This is a genomic window from Denitrobaculum tricleocarpae (assembly GCF_007004665.1).
GTDB lineage: Bacteria > Pseudomonadota > Alphaproteobacteria > Kiloniellales > Kiloniellaceae > Denitrobaculum > Denitrobaculum tricleocarpae.
In genome coordinates this window covers 116,975-132,633 of the sequence record NZ_ML660061.1, presented here as the reverse complement: position 1 = coordinate 132,633, position 15,659 = coordinate 116,975, and the positions used below count along the sequence as shown (strand labels likewise).

Sequence of the window (15,659 nt, the reverse complement as noted above, 5' to 3'; positions counted from 1 at the left end):
CGTTTGACGTAAGTTCAGCTGTCAATGCGCTGAAGCTCAGGTAAACTCCTGCGGTATTTCCCGCGGTGTTGCCACCGCACTCATGTGAAGCCGGGCTTTTGGCCGGAAAGCCCGCGAGCGGATAGAGATCGGCATGGTATTCGAAGTCTTTGCGATCGGTTCAGCCTTCATCTTTGGGCTCGCGGCGCGGCAAGTGGGTTTGCCGCCGCTTGTCGGTTTTCTGGCTGCCGGCTTTTTTGTCAATGCTGTCGGCCCAGAGTTTGGGATGCCTGCGACGACCGGGCCGATCCTGGACTACCTCGCCAATCTGGGCGTACTGATGCTTCTGTTCACGATTGGCCTGAAGCTGAAGCTGGGGCAAATCGCAGAACCACCGGTCGTCGGTGGTGCTCTTATTCACTTCGGGCTGTCCATCGTCCTCTTCACGCCCATCACCCGGCTGTTTTTCGTCGATGACTGGACGGTTGCGCTGCTCGTCGCCATTGCCCTTGGTTTTTCCTCCACGGTCCTCTCGGCGAAGATGCTTGAGGCCAAGCGAGAACTTGGCAACTTCCACGGACGCACCGCGATCGGAATCCTGATTGTCCAGGATATCATTGCCCTGGTCGTTCTGGCAATTTTCGCAGGCAAGCTTCCAGGGCCCTGGGCACTGCTCATCTTCGCCATGCCGCTGTTGCGGCCGGTGCTCTTTAAAATCCTGGATTCCGTCGGTCACGACGAGGTGCTGGTTCTCACCGGACTCTTGCTGAGCCTCGTCATCGGCGGTGTCGGCTTCGAGTTGATCGGTCTCAAGGGTGAGATTGGCGCTCTGGTCATGGGCCTGCTTTTATCGACTCACACGCGCGCCAAGGAGCTTTCAGAGTCCCTTTGGTCCCTGAAAGAAGTATTCCTGGTCGGGTTTTTCCTCTCGATCGGGATGTCCGGATTGCCGGATTGGAATGCTATCGTCTTCGCCCTGGTTCTCGGGGTCCTGCTGCCGCTGAAAGGTGTCCTCTTCTTCTTTCTCATGCTTGCTTTCCGTCTGCGTGCGAGAACGTCTTTTCTGGCCGCCCTGTCCCTGACGGCCTACAGCGAATTCGGCCTGATCGTCGCCGCCGGCATTCCGGCGGCAGAACCATTTATCGTGCCTTTGGCGATAGCCGTTTCTTTGTCTTTCCTCATCGCCGCTCCCTTGAACCGGATCGCCCATCCGCTGTTCGAACGCTTTGAGAATCAGCTCCAGCGTTTTGAGCTCAAGACACGCCGGCCCGACGAACAGCCAAAAGACCTTGGCGACAGCAATGTGATCGTCTTCGGCATGGGGCGGACAGGCTCAGCGGCTTATGAATCTCTGAGCAAGGCCGGCAAACTGCCCGTGGGACTCGACGCTGACCCCTACAAAGCCAAGGCGCATGCCGACGCGGGACGAAACGTAATCTTCGCGGATGCCGAAGACAGCAGTTTCTGGAGCGGCGTCCAGCTGCATCGCATTGAAGCTGCAATCCTGGCAATGGACGATATTGAAGCGAAATTGATCTCAGTGCGGACACTGCGCGCCCGGGGCTTCTCCGGGCCGATTATCAGTCATGCCCTCTACGCCGATCATGTCAAACGGATAAGGGAGGCAGGCGCGGACCAAACCTACCTCACCATGCATGAGGCTGGCCGCAGTTTGGCGGCATACGCCGTCGACGCGATGGATGTGCCTCTTCGCGACTAGAGCGCGTGATGTTTTAACGGAAACACTCTGTGTTTTCGCTAAAACATGTGAACCCGCTCTACATCTTATAGGTAGAGCAGATTCACCGGTACGACGGATCGCCCAAGGCGATTCCATCTAAACCGGATCTGCTCTAGATCGCACCGGATAAGCCCATGCCATACACCGGTGTATCAAACCTGATTCAAAAAGACCCCTCCATCGCCCGTATCTATCGGGCGCAGGTTACATGGAGCGCAGGGCTCGACATCGAGCAAATGGCTCAGCGGCCCATCGTCCGCTCCGGGGCGAAAGGCACAGCCCTCAGCCTCGGCCTCAAGACTTGAAGCGGCGGGCAAACGCTGGTGAGGATGTCTCGGAGAGGCTCTCGCCGTTGCCGGTGATGAAGAAGGCTGCAATATCCTGCTCAACCGCCAGCTTCATGCCTGCATCGGGCCCAAGCACCAGGAGCGAGGTCGAGAGCGCATCGGCTTCCATAGTCGTCGGTGCGACAACCGTCGCGGAAGCAAGACTGTGCTCCACCGGACGGCCGGTGCGCGGATCAATGATGTGCGAATAGCGCCGGCCATCCTGCTCGAAGAAGATCCGGTAATTGCCGGAGGTCGCAAGAGCTTCTCCTTTAAGCTCGATAACCTGCTGCAGATCACCTGGAACCCCGCTCGGCCGCTCGATTCCAACGCGCCAGGGCTTTCCGCCGGGGCCGACACCTTTGCTGCGCAGCTCGCCGCCAACCTCGACGAGATAGTTCTCCACTCCCTCCCGCTCAAGGTATTCGGCAACCTTGTCGACACCAAAGCCCTTCGCAATGCCGGAAAGGTCCAGATTCACTCCCCGGGTTTGCTTGGCAACGGCTGAATCGCCCGATCGCGTCTCGACCTTGGAGAAACCGACGACCTCCCGGGCGGCTGCGGCATCTTCCGGTGACGGTAACTGCGGATCGTCGTGGCCTGCGCCAAAGCCCCAAAGCTCGACAATCGGGCCGACGGTGGGGTCAAAGGCTCCAGCGGTCAGCCGGCTGACCCGCAGGGCCGCGTCAATGACGAAGCGCGTATCCGCAGAGGTCGACACCCAAGCGCCCTCGTCGGCCGCGTTGAAGCGTGAAAGCTCTGAATCCGGCCGGTAGGTGGACATCTGCAGATTGACGCTCTCCAGAGTCTCCTCGATGTCTTGCGCGAGTGCCCTCTCGTCGATGCCCCGCGGGGTGCCGGCGAGTTTAACGCTGTAGGTGGTTCCCATCGTCTTGCCATCGAGCGTGACCAAATCCTGGGACGCGTCGCTGCAGCCCATCAGGCTTAAGAATGGCGTAGCGAGAACCATGCCTTGCGCATGGCCGATAAATTTTCGTCTGGAGAGACTATGAGCCATTGTCCCGAATCCTCAATCGAACAGTCACGGTTGTTTATCTCAATCCGTCTCGGCCTTGTCTAGTTTGTCGTGGCCTCTGGTTTGATGGTTTTTGGCGAAATAGTGATGTGATCCTCCAACGCGAAGGCGGGTAGGAAGGATGCCAGGCTTTGAAAAATGACCGTAAAAGCCTTAATGGGTCTACCCATCAAGCGGTTTTAGGCTGTATTCTCTCATTCAGTGTCCCGGCTGGCCGCAAGATCGACGGCTGGCCCAACAGGCAGCGCCTAGCTGCCGGAAGAGGATGAGATCAATGGCGCCGATTTCTTACAAAAGCCCGATGGCCGAAGACGAAAAGCACGAGCGAACTCATTCGCAGACCGCCGAAGCGAGCGTGGGGGCGGGACTGCCGAGCCTGACCGTGGCCGCTATCCTTGCCGATAAGGGCGGCGAGATTTTCACAGTGCCGCCTGAAATGACAGTCAAAGAGGTCGTTGCGGAGCTCAATCGCCGGCGGGTCGGGGCGCTTGTCGTCGTGGACGGCGACAACAAGCCCGTCGGGATCATTTCCGAACGCGACGTGGTCCGCACCCTTGATACAACGGGTCTGGAAGTCTTCGACAGTCAGGTTCAGGAGATCATGACAGCCGATCCCAAGACCTGCACACCCGCCGATAACTTGGAAGACGTCATGAAACGCATGACCGATGGCCGTTTCAGGCATCTGCCTGTTGTCGATGCGGGCAGGTTGTGCGGACTGGTCTCCATCGGCGACGCGGTCCGGCACCGCATGCTGGAAATAGAGTACGAGAACCTGAAAATGAAGCAGGCCATCGTTGGATGAGCATGGAACTGCGGAACGGCTTTGCGCCTCCCAGCCACTCGTATTATAAGGATGGAATATCGCCGCATTGAGCGGGGCTGCGACGCGAGTGAGAGTAACGAGGCCAAATGCTTGAGCCACAAACAGCACAACCGACCCGGGGGATCAGCCCGGGCGAATCCGGTGGGGAAATCCTTGCCTTTCAGCTCAAGAAGGGCCTCGATCTGCCGATCGACGGATCGCCGGAGCAAAAAATAGAAGACGGGCCGGCCATCACCAGCTGCGCCGTGGTTGGCACGGATTACCATGAACTCAAGCCCAAGATGATGGTCGCAGAGGGCGATACGGTTCACCGCGGTCAGGTGTTGTTCGCAGACAGGCGGTTTGAAGGCGTTGTCTATACAGCGCCTGCCGGCGGACGGGTCCGGGCGATCAACCGTGGCGCCCGGCGCGTCCTGGAATCGGTGGTCATCGATATCGACGAGCAGGACGAGCCGATCTCTTTCGCCAGTTACAAAGCGGAGGAGATCCCGAATCTCGACCGGGACCGGATCAAGGACAATCTTTTGACCTCCGGTCTTTGGACGACCCTGCGAACACGGCCCTACTCCAGAGTTCCAGATCCCGAATCGGCTCCGGCGGCCATCTTCATCACTGCGATGGATTCGAGCCCGCTCGCGCCGGACGCCGCAACGGTCATTGGCGAGGCGCCGGGGGATTTCCGCAACGGCGTGCGCCTGCTGGCCAAACTCACCGACGGAACAACTTATCTCTGTCATCGTCCAGACGCGGAGATCCCGCCGGTTGGGGGCGAGAATGTCGTACGGGCGACTTTTGAAGGTCCGCACCCGGCAGGTCTCGTGGGCACCCATATCCACCTGCTCGAGCCCGTGCACGCCGAAAAAACCGTATGGCATGCCAACTATCAGGATGTCATGGCGATCGGTGCCCTTTTCCGCACAGGTCATTTGCCGACCGAACGTGTGATATCGCTCGCCGGCCCGGCGGCCAAACGACCTCGGCTCATCCGCAGCCGGGTCGGCGCCTCGACCGCGACGCTGGTTGAAGGCGAGACAGCGGACACTGAAGTCAGGGTGATTGCCGGAAACGTCCTGACGGGCCGTACAGCGGACGGGCCGTTCGCCTATCTGGGCCGCTTTCACCATCAAATCACGCTGATGGAAGAAGGCCGCAAACGGGAACTCTTCGGCTGGCTGATTCCCAGTATGCGGAAGTTCTCGACGGCAAACGTCCATTTTTCGAGCCTCTTTGGCCGCGGAATTCGCTTTCCGTTCAATACCAGCTTGAACGGTAGTCCGAGGGCGATGGTCCCGATCGGACTTTATGAAGACGTGATACCGCTCGACATTCTTCCGACCCAGCTGCTGCGTGCTCTGCTCATTTTGGATACGGAGGACGCGCAAGCGCTCGGCTGCCTTGAACTCGACGAGGAAGACCTCGCACTCTGCTCTTATGTTTGTCTGAGCAAATATGAGTATGGTATGGCGTTGCGCGCAAACCTTAAGAAGATTGAAGCGGAAGGTTAGTTATGGGTCTGCGGCAATGGCTTGATTCGATCGAGCCGCAGTTTCTCAAGGGCGGCAGGTACGAAAAGTATTATGCCGTCTACGAGATGGTCGATACGCTTCTTTATTCCCCGAGAACGGTCACTCAGGCCGCCCCTCACGCACGCGTCAGCCTCGACCTCAAGCGGACCATGACCTACGTGGTCCTCGCCACCATCCCCTGTATTCTCTGGGGTATGTGGAATACGGGATACCAGGCCAATAGCGCCCTCGCTCAACTGGGCTTGGAGACGGCCGGCGGCTGGCGCGGCTGGATACTGGATATTCTTGGGATCGGCTATTCACCAGACAACCTCTTTGCCTGCTTCGTCCACGGCTTCCTCTACTTTTTCCCGATCTACGTAGTGACGCTGGCCGCCGGCGGTCTTTGTGAAGTGGCCTTCGCGGTCATTCGAGGTCACGAAGTCAACGAAGGCTTCTTCGTCTCCTCGATGCTCTACGTGTTGATCCTGCCCGCGTCCACGCCGCTCTGGCAGGTCGCCCTGGGCATCATTTTCGGCGTCATAATCGGCAAGGAAATCTTCGGCGGCACCGGCAAGAACATTCTCAACCCGGCACTTACGGGCCGTGCTTTTCTGTACTTCGCCTACCCTGCGCAAATGTCCGGCGACGCCGTATGGGTCCCGGTTGACGGCTTCAGCGGCGCAACTTCGCTGAGTGTCGTCGCCTCGCAAGGTCACGGCGCGCTGGGGAGCATCGGGCTCGACTGGTGGGACGCTTTCTTCGGCTTTATGCAGGGTTCACTGGGAGAAACCTCGGCTCTCGCATGTTTGATCGGCGGCATCTTTCTCGTCTACACCCGAATAGCGAACGTCCGGCTGATCGCCGGCTGCGTGCTTGGTACGGTGGCGATGAGCACGCTGTTCAACCTGATCGGCAGTGATACCAACCCGGCCTTTGCTATGCCCTGGTACTGGCATCTCGTTGTTGGCGGCTACGCTTTCGGCCTCGTCTACATGGTCACCGAACCGGTCTCCGCAGCCATGACAAATGCCGGTCGCTGGTGGTACGGTGCCTTGATTGGCGTGATGTGCGTGCTGATCCGTGTGGTCAACCCGGCCTTCCCGGAAGGCATGATGCTGGCCATTCTTTTCGGCAATGTATTTGCGCCGCTGATTGACTATGTAGTGGTTAAGGCCAACATCCAACGCAGGCGGAGGCGACATGGCTGAGCAGCCATCCTGGATACAGAGAATCCTCGCCGTACCGAACGATAACCCATGGAAAATCGTGGGCGTGGCGGTGGTGCTTTGTTTAGTCTGTTCCGTTGTCGTCTCGGCGACAGCCGTGGGCCTGCGCGATCTGCAGGAAGCCAACAAACGCGAAGAGGTTCGCCGGAACATCCTCGAGGTCTCGGGGCTGATGCGCCCGGACGCCGATATCGATGAGCTCTTCAAACAGGTTGAGCCGCGCATCGTCGACCTCCGCACAGGCTCTTTCACCGACGCCGTTGATTACGAGGATTACGTTCAGCGGGATGCGGCGCGTGACCCCGCGATGAGCGTCGCGCTTTCCTCCGATCAGGATATCGCGTCGATACGCCGGAAGGCCCATTACGCAAAGGTCTATCTGGTCAAAGATGGCGAAGGCAGCGTCAACACGGTCATCCTGCCGGTCCACGGCTATGGGCTCTGGTCGACACTCTATGGCTATCTCGCGGTCAAACCCGATGGCCGCGAAGTCATCGGGCTGCAATTTTACGAGCATGCGGAAACGCCCGGACTGGGCGGCGAGGTCGATAATCCTTCCTGGCGAGGTCAATGGCCGGGCAAGCAGCTGTTCGACGACGACGGGACCCTGCGCATCGAGGTGGTCAAGGGCGCCGCGGCCAGCGGGCCGGACGGCATTCATCAGGTGGACGGCCTGGCAGGTGCGACCCTGACCTCCCGTGGGGTCAGCAACCTCGTACGGTTTTGGGCAGATGAAAACGGCTTCGGCCCCTTTTTGAACAATCTGCAAGAGGAGTTGGGCGACAATGGCTGAAACCCGGAAACTGGTGACAGACCCGTTGATCGAAAACAATCCGATCATCCTGCAAACCCTCGGTATCTGCTCAGCGCTGGCGGTGACCTCCTCGCTCGAAGTCTCGCTGATCATGTGCATCGCGCTCACCAGCGTCTGCGCCTTTTCGAACCTTTCGATCAGCCTGATCCGTCACCAGGTCCCAGGGAGCATCCGCATTATCGTGCAGATGGTGATCATCGCCTCGCTGGTGATCGTGGTGGACCAGATCCTCAAGGCCTATGCCTATGAGATCTCCAAAACCCTCTCCGTTTTCGTCGGCCTGATCATCACCAACTGCATCGTCATGGGCCGCGCCGAGGCCTATGCCATGCAGAACCCGCCGATGGCGAGCTTCCTGGACGGGATCGGGAACGGGCTTGGCTACAGCGTGATCCTGATTGGCGTCGCCGTGATCCGCGAGCTTTTCGGCGCCGGCACATTGCTCGGCCTGGAAATCCTGCCTCTGGTCAAGAACGGCGGCTGGTACGAGCCCAACGGGCTGCTCCTGCTGCCGCCGAGCGCGTTCTTCATCATCGGCTGTTTTATCTGGGTTCTGCGCACGGTTAAAAGCCAGCAGCGGGAGAAGATCTCCTTCCAGATCATGGACGTGCAGGTCAAGGAACACGCCTGATGGAAGCCTATCTCAGCCTCTTCGTCAAAGTCATCTTTGTCGAAAACCTGGCCCTCTCGTTCTTTCTCGGGATGTGCACCTTCCTGGCGGTTTCAAAGAAGATCGAAACCGCTTTCGGCCTGGGAATCGCCGTGGTCGTCGTCCAATCGATTACGGTTCCCGCCAACAACCTGATTTTCACGTACTTTCTGCAGCAGGACGCCTTGAGCTGGCTTGGTGTGACCGGGACCGATCTGAGCTTTGTCGGCCTGATCAGCTACATCGGTGTGATCGCCGCCATGGTGCAGATCCTCGAGATGACACTCGATCGTTTCTTTCCGGCGCTCTACAACGCACTTGGCATCTTTCTGCCGCTGATTACAGTGAACTGCGCGATCCTGGGCGGCTCCCTCTTTATGGTGGAGCGGAACTACGATTTCGGTGAGAGCGTGGTCTACGGCTTCGGCTCGGGAGTCGGCTGGGCGCTGGCCATCGTCGCGCTGGCCGGCCTGCGCGAGAAGCTCAAGTACAGCGACGTGCCTCCGGGCCTGCAGGGCCTGGGAATCTCTTTCATGACAGCAGGCCTGATGTCTCTGGCCTTCATGTCCTTCTCCGGCGTTCAGCTCTGACGGACCCAGCCATGGAAAACTTCATTTTCGGTGTCACCCTCTTCACAGCCGTTATCCTGGCGCTGGTCGCGGTTATCCTCTTCGCCCGCTCGAAGCTGGTGGCCAGCGGCGAGGTCGAGATCCTGATCAACGACGAACGCACGATCCACGTGCCGGCCGGCGGCAAGCTCCTGGGTGCCCTGGCGGCCGAGAACCTCTTCGTGGCCTCAGCCTGCGGCGGCGGCGGCACCTGCGCGCAGTGCCGGGTCAAGATCGACGAAGGCGGCGGATCGATCCTGCCCACCGAGCTGTCCCATATCACCAAGCGCGAAGCACGCGAGGGAGACCGGCTGTCCTGCCAGGTCTCGGTGAAACAGCCGATGAAAATCCGGATTCCGGACGAGGTCTTCGGCGTCAAGAAGTGGCGCTGCCGCGTGCGCTCCAACGACAATGTGGCAACCTTTATCAAATGTCTCGTGCTGGAGCTTCCCGAAGGCGAGAACGTGGACTTCCGCGCTGGTGGCTACATTCAGATCGAATGCCCGCCCTACAAGCTCGACTTTAAGCAATTCGATGTCGAAGAGGAGTATCGCGAGGATTGGGACAAGTTTCACCTCTGGGACCTCAAGGTCGACAACCAGGAGGAGGTGATGCGCGCCTACTCCATGGCCAACTACCCGGAGGAGAAGGGCGTGATCATGCTCAACGTGCGCATCGCCACACCGCCGCCTCACGCCGACCCTAAATCCGTTCCGCCCGGTCTCATGTCGTCCTACGTCTTCAATCTGAAGCCGGGCGACGAGGTGACCATCTCCGGTCCGTTCGGTGACTTCTTTGCGCGCGACACGAAAAAGGAAATGGTCTTCATCGGCGGCGGCGCCGGCATGGCGCCGATGCGCTCGCATATCTTCGACCAGTTGATGCGGATCGACACCGAGCGGAAAATCACCTTCTGGTACGGCGCGCGCAGCCGCCGCGAGATGTTCTTTGTCGAGGATTTCGACAAACTGCAGGCGGAACACGAAAACTTCGAGTGGCACGTGGCGCTCTCGGATCCTCAACCAAACGACGACTGGGACGGCGATACCGGTTTCATCCACAACGTGCTGTTTGAAAACTATCTGAAAGATCACCCGGCTCCGGAAGACTGCGAGTACTACCTCTGCGGACCGCCCATCATGAATATCTCGGTGATCAACATGCTGCTTGACCTTGGGGTCGAGCGTGAGGACATTATGCTCGACGACTTCGGCGGCTAGACGAGACGCCGGGAAAGGGTTGCAGACAATGCTTTTAGAGACTATTGCCGCTGCTTTCGTTGTGTTGCTGCTGGTGGTCGCCGGGATGGCGGTCGGTGTCATTCTGTCGGGCCGCCGAATTGCCGGAAGCTGTGGTGGTCTCAGCGCCATCGATGGCGTGGACCGTTGCGACCTCTGCGGACGGGATGTCAGCGACGCGGCCCAGAGCGATTGCGGAAAAAAGGTCTGAAACAGGCCGCTTTTATTTCAAGCCGCGCGCGCGGAATCGCCTGGATATAGGCAGAACTGACGCGATTCTATTCAGCCGCGATCTGCCCTAAAGCTGAATTTCGAAAAACGCTACGATGAGAAAGCAGGCAAGGCAAAGGCCGCCAAAAAGGACGCGTCGCGTGGTCCCGCCCGGCGCCTCATCGCGCCAGGCATCAAGGAACTTACGACCTGCTATCACGAAAACCGCAAGAACAAGAATGTAGAGATAGCGGCCCTGTTCCATTCGCTCTTTGCCTTCTTTATCAGTTCGCGGGCTTGACTGGCATCAAGACTATCAGACGAAACGCGATTGAAACGCCCGAAAGCCCGCCGACAAGCTTTAGGCGCAATTACCACCCCTTGTCGAGCAGGGCAAGGGGGTCGAGCAGGGCAACGGGGTCGAGCAGGGCAACGGGGTTGAGCACGGCGACGGAGTTTTATTCGAGAATGCCTCACCGGTTCATATGATGCTCAAGAAGAGAGGGTCCCCCCAACGAGCTGCGGATGGGCCTGGACTTTCGAAGTCTGTGTCTTGTTCGAAACCGCAGCGTCGGAGCCTCACTCTATCGGGACGGGTGGGGCCGTTTTTGTATCAAAGGGTTTAAGCATTTTCCGGATTTCAGTTGCTCAGGACTGTCCGCCATCCACGCAAAGCACCTGCCCCGTGATCCACGCAGCTTCGTCCCCGGCCAGGAAGGAAACCGCATTCGCGATGTCTTCAGGCCTGCCCAGACGGCGCAGATGAATGCGCTCGATCAGGGCTTTCTGGCCTTCATCACCGTAGCTCTCCCATTGCCGGCGGGTGGCTTCGTTGGACAATACGAAACCCGGAGCGACGGAATTGACGGTAATGCCCTGTGGACCAAGCTCAAGCGCCAGCTGACGCGTCAGGCCGACCAGGGCATGTTTGGCTGCGGTGTAAGCCTGTATACCCGTCAGGCTGGGCCGCAAGCCCGCCCCCGAACTGATGGTGATGATCCTGCCTTTCCCTGAAGCGCGCATTTCCGGCACCAGAGCCTGGGCCAGGAAGAAGGCGCTGTCGATGTTGGCGGCAAAGACGTTGCGCCAGTCTTCCTCGGGCACCTCGTCGACCGGCTGGCGGATCTGACCGCAAACGCCCCCCGCCGCATTGACCAGAACCTCCGGCGCTCCCTGCTCGGCCGCGACCTTTTCCGCAAGCCGCATAACCTCGGCTTTATCACCCAGATCGGCGGCAAAAGCCGGGAAGCCGAGTCCGGTTGCGGCGCGCTCAAAGGCTTCGCCGGGCCGGTCGGTGACAACCACCAGAAAACCATCCTCTGCGAGCCGCCTGGCGATAGCCGCGCCGATGCCGCCGCAGATTCCCGAAACCAGCGCAACGCTCATGAGGCCTGCTCGGCGGAAAGAACCGACGTGAGCTCGGCGAAGGTTTCTGCTGACTGGGGCCGGCGGCCCTCCTCGATATCGTGGATCAGGGCAACCAGCCGGGACAGAAGCGGTACCTCGATTGCATGCGATGCGGCGATTTCAGTGATCACCCCGATCTGCGGATCGACTTCCGTCCGGCGACGGCGAACGGCCAGATCGCGCCAGATTCCCGAGTGAGTCTTGGCGGTTTTGGAGGTGAAATCGGCCAGTGCCGCAATCGACTGCCAGGCGGCCTGGTCCGGCGCACCAGGCGCAAAAGCACTCGGATCGAAGCCGTTGAACCCGCGCGGCTTCACGCCTTCGGCCCGGGCGACGGCCATCACCTCGCGTCCCAGCGCGATCAACGCGGGCACGCGCGCCGGGTCGGCAAAGTTGGCTGACATACTATCAGGGGTCAGTGCCGTCGCGAACAGCATGGCGCCGTACCCCAGTTTGCCCCAGAGATAACTCCAGATCTCCTCCGTCAGAACCGCGTCAGGCTCGAAAATCTGCAGCAGCCGGTGCATCTCCCGGGTACGCGGCCTCACCGCACCATCGATTTCACCGACGACAACGGCACCACGGTTGCCGAAGAGAATCCGGCCCGGTGCCTGCCAGTCACTGCCGTAGTTCACGAAGGCGCCCATGACCCGCTCGCGCCCCGCCATCTCGGCAATCAAACGCTCATTTAGTCCGTTTTGGGCGGAGAGGACAAAACCGTCCTCCGCCAGATGAGGAAGCAGCATGCGCATGGCGTCTTCCGTTGCCTGTGCCTTGACCGCGAGCACGACACAGCGATAGCGGCCCTCCACAGCATCCGGCGTAACGCAGTTTACGATCTGGCGGAATCCCTCGACCGGACCTTCAATCAACACCCCTTCCGTCGAACAGGCAACGGCATGGTCGGCGTCGATGTCGGCCATCATCACCGGAACACCGGCCCGCGCCCAGTAGGCCCCGAGGATCCCGCCGATGGCGCCGGCGCCCCATATCAGGACCGGATCGCGGGACATCAGCTCCGCTCCAGCTCCGGCCAGGGCCCCTCGATTGCGGCGCGGGTTTCTTCGACGCCGGTCTTCCAGAGCTCCAGCGCCGCCTCGTCGTCAACCTGCCAGGGACCGCCGAAGTTGCCGTCTCCCAGGATCTCCCGCGCCTTTTGAGGTGTCGCGGCACGGATTGCGGCCATATCGGGTGCCGGCTTTTCACCCTCGGGTGCCGGAGCATGCGCCAGGCGCGTCCAGGGAAAGTTCTCCATCCAGTTGGCATGGGTGCCGATAGGATGGATCTCTCTCGTCTTGGCCGCTGTCAAAGGCGCATTCCACCAGTTGTGCAGCCGGATCGAAATATCACCATAATCGGCCATCAGTTCCTGACCGAGCGCACCGACTGCGGAGTTTCCACCGTGACCATTGACGATCAGAATACGGTTGAAGCCGGTCCGGCGCAGGGAAGCAATAATGTCGCGCATCAGGGCCATCAGGGTCTCGATCCGCAAGGTCACCGTGCCGGGATAGGCGGTAAAATACGGGGTCATGCCGTAGGGAATCACCGGATAGACGGGAACACCAAGCGGTTCTGCTGCTTCACGCGCCACGCGCTCCGAATTGATGACATCGACGCAGAGGGAGAGCTGCGCGTGCTGTTCGACCGAACCGATCGGCAGGACACAGCGCGTGTCCCGCGCGACCTGACGTTCGACATCCATCCAGTTCATGTCCGAAATCATCATAGCTACTTATTCCGTCGCGGAGGGGTTGAAGTCTTTGGGAAACTCATCCGAAAGCGGCGCGCAGTTCAGCACGACCTTGGCAAGCAGATGAGACAGAGTCCGCTGTTCATCGTCGCTGAGACCGGTCAGCATCTCTTGCTCGCGCCGCTCGAAGGCCGGCAGGGTTCGCCGGAAAAGCGCTCGGCCTTCTTCACTCAAAAACAAAGCCTGCCCCCTTCCGTCGCCGGTGCCGCGGCGCCGGGTGATCAGTCCGGACTCTTCGAGTTTCGCGATCGCGCGCGACAGGCTGTTTTTCGGGAAGCCGGAGGAGCGGGCAATGTCACGGGCCTGACCGCCCTCGCAGAGCGCCAGGGAATAGACGACCATGTATTCGATCCGGCTCAGGCCTTCGGTTTTCTGAACCCAGTCATAGCAGGCACTGTTGTAGCGGAGAGCCAGATAGTTCAGCCGAAAGGAAAAGGGACAAGGGTTCCGCCAGAGCTTGGCTTCGGTCATGAGATCCATGCCCGACACACACACTGGCCGCGACGGTGAAGGCGGTGGAGACTGAATTGACATTGCGCCCGATTGCTTTTTTTAGAGTTTCATTAGTTCCATATAGAACTTGACAGACGGACTATTCCTGAACATCGTCAGGATTACAAGTTCCATATGGAATTAAAAATAATGTTTCCACATTCCGTAACAGGGGGAACCATGAAAACGAAACGACTATTTGCATCCGCGGCATTGGCACTGGGTTTAACCTTTGCAGCCGGGTCCTTTCTTGCCTCGGCACAGGCCCAGACACTCACCATGGGTGTGCGCGGCGGCCCGGAGTCTCTGGATCCGCACTTCTCGGCGCTGGGCAGTCATGCCGAAGCGGCGAAGCACATCTATGACACGCTCGTCTGGTCGGGCGACGATCTACAGATTGAACCTGGCCTGGCGACATCCTGGAAAGCCCTCGACGAGACGACCTGGGAGTTCAAACTCCGCGAAGGGGTCAAGTTCCACGACGGCTCCGACTTCGATGCAGAGGACGTCAAGTTTTCGATCGAGCGCATCCCGGTCGTCAGCGGGCCGACCACAACGACGATCTACGTCCGCCGTGTCGCAGGAGTCGAAATTGTCGATCCCTACACGCTTCACATCAAAACCAACGGTCCGGCGGCCACCCTGCCCTACGACTTCGTGCGCCTCTTTGTCGTAAGTTCAGACGCGGCCAAGGATTATTCCACGCCGGAAACGGCCGCGGAAGGCTTCAACGGCGGTCCCGCGGCAGTCGGCACCGGGCCCTACAAGCTGGTCAGCTGGGAGCCGAAAGGCGATCTGGTTCTCGAACGCTTTGACGACTACTGGCGCGGAAAAGGTCCCTGGGCCAGGGTCATCCGCAAGGAAATGCCGAACGACAGTTCACGTCTGGCGGCCCTGAAATCCGGCCAGGTCGACGTCATCAATTACGTGTCCTCGATCGATTATCTGGCCCTGCAGCGGGATTCCAGCGTCGAGGCGGTCATTGGTGACAGTGTTTACATCATGAACCTGCAGCTCGATCAGCGCGAGGACACGCCGCTGGTTCGCGCCAAGGACGGTTCCAAGCTCGACAAGAACCCGCTCCGCGACCCGCTGGTGCGCGAGGCGATCGATCTGGCCATCGACCGCGACGCCATGGTGAGTATCGTCCTCGAAGGCCTCGGCAAACCGGCCAATCAGATGATGCCACCGGGCTTCTTCGGCTCCAGCGAAGAGATTCCGGCGCGCAAACATGATTCTGCTCAGGCCCGCGCACTGCTCGCAGAGGCGGGCTATCCTGATGGATTTGAGTTCGATCTCTACTGCACCTCTGACCGGCTCCCGGGCGACGGCGCGATCTGTCAGGGGCTGGGCCAGATGTTCAGCCAGATCGGCATCAAGACCAACGTCAATGCCATTTCGAAAACCGTTTACTTTCCCGCGCAATCCCGCCTGGAGTATTCAGTCTTCATGAACGGCTGGGGAACGCTCACGGGTGAGGCCTCCTACACCCTTGGATCCTTGGCGCATTCCAATGACCCGGAAGTCAAAATGGGTGCCTTCAACCGCGTCGCGTACAAGAATGACGAGGTTGACCGCCTGATGCAGGAAGGCGCGACGACCCTCGATCCTGACGCCCGCCGCAAGCTCTACGAGCAAGCCATGATCGCGACCATGGCCGATCGCGTGTACATCCCGGTCGTGCAGCTGCAGACTGTCTGGGCTGCAAAGGCCAACAGCGTGATCTTTGCACCCCGCTTCGATGAAGATACTCTGGCATTCTTCATTAAGGCCAAGAACTGAGACGGCGCTAAGAACAGAGACGGCGCGAAGAACAGAGACGGCGCGAAGAACTGAGACGGGCGGG

The 15,659-nt window shown here is 59.6% G+C and carries 17 protein-coding genes; 11 read left to right on the top strand and 6 right to left on the bottom strand.

The annotated features are described in order from the left end of the window. Window positions 1-133: 133 nt before the first annotated feature. Window positions 134-1,699: a cation:proton antiporter family protein gene (locus tag FKG95_RS24215; RefSeq protein ID WP_142899021.1), complete on the top strand. Its 1,566-nt coding sequence runs from the start codon at window positions 134-136 to the stop codon at window positions 1,697-1,699. Between the two features lie 155 nt (window positions 1,700-1,854). Then, window positions 1,855-2,025, top strand: coding sequence for a hypothetical protein (locus tag FKG95_RS29775; RefSeq protein WP_179954263.1), 171 nt, complete (start codon window positions 1,855-1,857; stop codon window positions 2,023-2,025). Here the strand turns inward: FKG95_RS29775 and FKG95_RS24210 are convergent. Further along, window positions 2,015-3,064 carry an FAD:protein FMN transferase gene (locus FKG95_RS24210; protein ID WP_218940351.1) on the bottom strand — a complete coding sequence of 350 codons (1,050 nt, stop codon included), beginning with the start codon at window positions 3,062-3,064 and terminating at the stop codon, window positions 2,015-2,017. The genes FKG95_RS29775 and FKG95_RS24210 overlap by 11 nt on opposite strands. A gap of 292 nt (window positions 3,065-3,356) precedes the next feature. Between FKG95_RS24210 and FKG95_RS24205 the strand changes: the two genes are divergently transcribed. The 8 genes from FKG95_RS24205 (at window position 3,357) to nqrM (ending at window position 10,162) form a co-directional block, all read left to right on the top strand. Next, on the top strand, window positions 3,357-3,887 hold the full coding sequence (locus FKG95_RS24205) for a CBS domain-containing protein (RefSeq protein ID WP_179954262.1): 531 nt from the start codon (window positions 3,357-3,359) through the stop codon (window positions 3,885-3,887). 107 nt (window positions 3,888-3,994) lie between these two features. Further along, on the top strand, window positions 3,995-5,413 hold the full coding sequence (locus tag FKG95_RS24200; RefSeq protein WP_142899019.1) for a Na(+)-translocating NADH-quinone reductase subunit A: 1,419 nt from the start codon (window positions 3,995-3,997) through the stop codon (window positions 5,411-5,413). Window positions 5,414-5,415: 2 nt separating this feature from the next. Next, entirely contained in the window at window positions 5,416-6,624 is a 1,209-nt protein-coding gene (locus FKG95_RS24195) for an NADH:ubiquinone reductase (Na(+)-transporting) subunit B (RefSeq protein WP_142899018.1), read from the top strand. Then, window positions 6,617-7,435: a Na(+)-translocating NADH-quinone reductase subunit C gene (locus FKG95_RS24190; RefSeq protein ID WP_142899017.1), complete on the top strand. Its 819-nt coding sequence runs from the start codon at window positions 6,617-6,619 to the stop codon at window positions 7,433-7,435. Before FKG95_RS24195 ends, FKG95_RS24190 begins: the two co-directional genes overlap by 8 nt. Beyond that, window positions 7,428-8,087: an NADH:ubiquinone reductase (Na(+)-transporting) subunit D gene (locus FKG95_RS24185; protein ID WP_142899016.1), complete on the top strand. Its 660-nt coding sequence runs from the start codon at window positions 7,428-7,430 to the stop codon at window positions 8,085-8,087. The genes FKG95_RS24190 and FKG95_RS24185 overlap by 8 nt, the downstream gene beginning before the upstream one ends. Further along, complete coding sequence (gene nqrE, locus FKG95_RS24180) at window positions 8,087-8,695, top strand: NADH:ubiquinone reductase (Na(+)-transporting) subunit E (protein WP_142899015.1); 609 nt, start codon at window positions 8,087-8,089, stop codon at window positions 8,693-8,695. Before FKG95_RS24185 ends, nqrE begins: the two co-directional genes overlap by 1 nt. Before the next feature lie 11 nt (window positions 8,696-8,706). Continuing rightward, the gene (nqrF, locus tag FKG95_RS24175; protein ID WP_142899014.1) at window positions 8,707-9,933 is read left to right on the top strand and encodes an NADH:ubiquinone reductase (Na(+)-transporting) subunit F; all 1,227 of its coding nucleotides are present in this window, start codon (window positions 8,707-8,709) and stop codon (window positions 9,931-9,933) included. A gap of 28 nt (window positions 9,934-9,961) precedes the next feature. Continuing rightward, on the top strand, window positions 9,962-10,162 hold the full coding sequence (gene nqrM, locus FKG95_RS24170; protein ID WP_142899013.1) for a (Na+)-NQR maturation NqrM: 201 nt from the start codon (window positions 9,962-9,964) through the stop codon (window positions 10,160-10,162). 87 nt (window positions 10,163-10,249) lie between these two features. Here the strand turns inward: nqrM and FKG95_RS29770 are convergent, their stop codons facing one another. From FKG95_RS29770 to FKG95_RS24150, 5 genes are all read right to left on the bottom strand, one after another. Next, window positions 10,250-10,426 carry a hypothetical protein gene (locus FKG95_RS29770; protein WP_179954261.1) on the bottom strand — a complete coding sequence of 59 codons (177 nt, stop codon included), beginning with the start codon at window positions 10,424-10,426 and terminating at the stop codon, window positions 10,250-10,252. Window positions 10,427-10,809: 383 nt separating this feature from the next. After that, the gene (locus FKG95_RS24165; protein WP_142899012.1) at window positions 10,810-11,547 is read right to left on the bottom strand and encodes an SDR family NAD(P)-dependent oxidoreductase; all 738 of its coding nucleotides are present in this window, start codon (window positions 11,545-11,547) and stop codon (window positions 10,810-10,812) included. After that, a complete protein-coding gene (locus FKG95_RS24160) occupies window positions 11,544-12,581 on the bottom strand; it encodes a ketopantoate reductase family protein (RefSeq protein WP_142899011.1) in 1,038 nt (345 codons plus the stop codon). Before FKG95_RS24160 ends, FKG95_RS24165 begins: the two co-directional genes overlap by 4 nt. After that, window positions 12,581-13,297 carry a creatininase family protein gene (locus tag FKG95_RS24155; RefSeq protein WP_142899010.1) on the bottom strand — a complete coding sequence of 239 codons (717 nt, stop codon included), beginning with the start codon at window positions 13,295-13,297 and terminating at the stop codon, window positions 12,581-12,583. The genes FKG95_RS24160 and FKG95_RS24155 overlap by 1 nt, the downstream gene beginning before the upstream one ends. A 6-nt stretch (window positions 13,298-13,303) precedes the next feature. Further along, window positions 13,304-13,792, bottom strand: a complete 489-nt coding sequence (locus FKG95_RS24150; protein ID WP_218940350.1) for a MarR family winged helix-turn-helix transcriptional regulator — start codon at window positions 13,790-13,792, stop codon at window positions 13,304-13,306. 201 nt (window positions 13,793-13,993) lie between these two features. Here FKG95_RS24150 and FKG95_RS24145 point away from each other — a divergent pair, with 201 nt between their 5' ends. Further along, window positions 13,994-15,595: an ABC transporter substrate-binding protein gene (locus tag FKG95_RS24145; RefSeq protein WP_142899008.1), complete on the top strand. Its 1,602-nt coding sequence runs from the start codon at window positions 13,994-13,996 to the stop codon at window positions 15,593-15,595. Window positions 15,596-15,659: the final 64 nt, after the last annotated feature.

What these genes read in the sequence shown, in the direction of transcription:
- FKG95_RS24185 (WP_142899016.1), top strand. Translation starts at nt 7,428, where the DNA reads ATGGCTGAAACCCGGAAACTGGTGACAGACCCGTTGATCGAAAACAAT.
- FKG95_RS29775 (WP_179954263.1), top strand. Translation starts at nt 1,855, where the DNA reads ATGCCATACACCGGTGTATCAAACCTGATTCAAAAAGACCCCTCCATC.
- FKG95_RS24150 (WP_218940350.1), bottom strand. Translation starts at nt 13,792, where the DNA reads ATGACCGAAGCCAAGCTCTGGCGGAACCCTTGTCCCTTTTCCTTTCGG.
- FKG95_RS24160 (WP_142899011.1), bottom strand. Translation starts at nt 12,581, where the DNA reads ATGTCCCGCGATCCGGTCCTGATATGGGGCGCCGGCGCCATCGGCGGG.
- FKG95_RS24215 (WP_142899021.1), top strand. Translation starts at nt 134, where the DNA reads ATGGTATTCGAAGTCTTTGCGATCGGTTCAGCCTTCATCTTTGGGCTC.
- nqrF (WP_142899014.1), top strand. Translation starts at nt 8,707, where the DNA reads ATGGAAAACTTCATTTTCGGTGTCACCCTCTTCACAGCCGTTATCCTG.
- FKG95_RS24200 (WP_142899019.1), top strand. Translation starts at nt 3,995, where the DNA reads ATGCTTGAGCCACAAACAGCACAACCGACCCGGGGGATCAGCCCGGGC.
- FKG95_RS24195 (WP_142899018.1), top strand. Translation starts at nt 5,416, where the DNA reads ATGGGTCTGCGGCAATGGCTTGATTCGATCGAGCCGCAGTTTCTCAAG.
- FKG95_RS24210 (WP_218940351.1), bottom strand. Translation starts at nt 3,064, where the DNA reads ATGGCTCATAGTCTCTCCAGACGAAAATTTATCGGCCATGCGCAAGGC.
- FKG95_RS29770 (WP_179954261.1), bottom strand. Translation starts at nt 10,426, where the DNA reads ATGGAACAGGGCCGCTATCTCTACATTCTTGTTCTTGCGGTTTTCGTG.
- nqrE (WP_142899015.1), top strand. Translation starts at nt 8,087, where the DNA reads ATGGAAGCCTATCTCAGCCTCTTCGTCAAAGTCATCTTTGTCGAAAAC.
- nqrM (WP_142899013.1), top strand. Translation starts at nt 9,962, where the DNA reads ATGCTTTTAGAGACTATTGCCGCTGCTTTCGTTGTGTTGCTGCTGGTG.
- FKG95_RS24155 (WP_142899010.1), bottom strand. Translation starts at nt 13,297, where the DNA reads ATGATGATTTCGGACATGAACTGGATGGATGTCGAACGTCAGGTCGCG.
- FKG95_RS24205 (WP_179954262.1), top strand. Translation starts at nt 3,357, where the DNA reads ATGGCGCCGATTTCTTACAAAAGCCCGATGGCCGAAGACGAAAAGCAC.
- FKG95_RS24190 (WP_142899017.1), top strand. Translation starts at nt 6,617, where the DNA reads ATGGCTGAGCAGCCATCCTGGATACAGAGAATCCTCGCCGTACCGAAC.
- FKG95_RS24145 (WP_142899008.1), top strand. Translation starts at nt 13,994, where the DNA reads ATGAAAACGAAACGACTATTTGCATCCGCGGCATTGGCACTGGGTTTA.
- FKG95_RS24165 (WP_142899012.1), bottom strand. Translation starts at nt 11,547, where the DNA reads ATGAGCGTTGCGCTGGTTTCGGGAATCTGCGGCGGCATCGGCGCGGCT.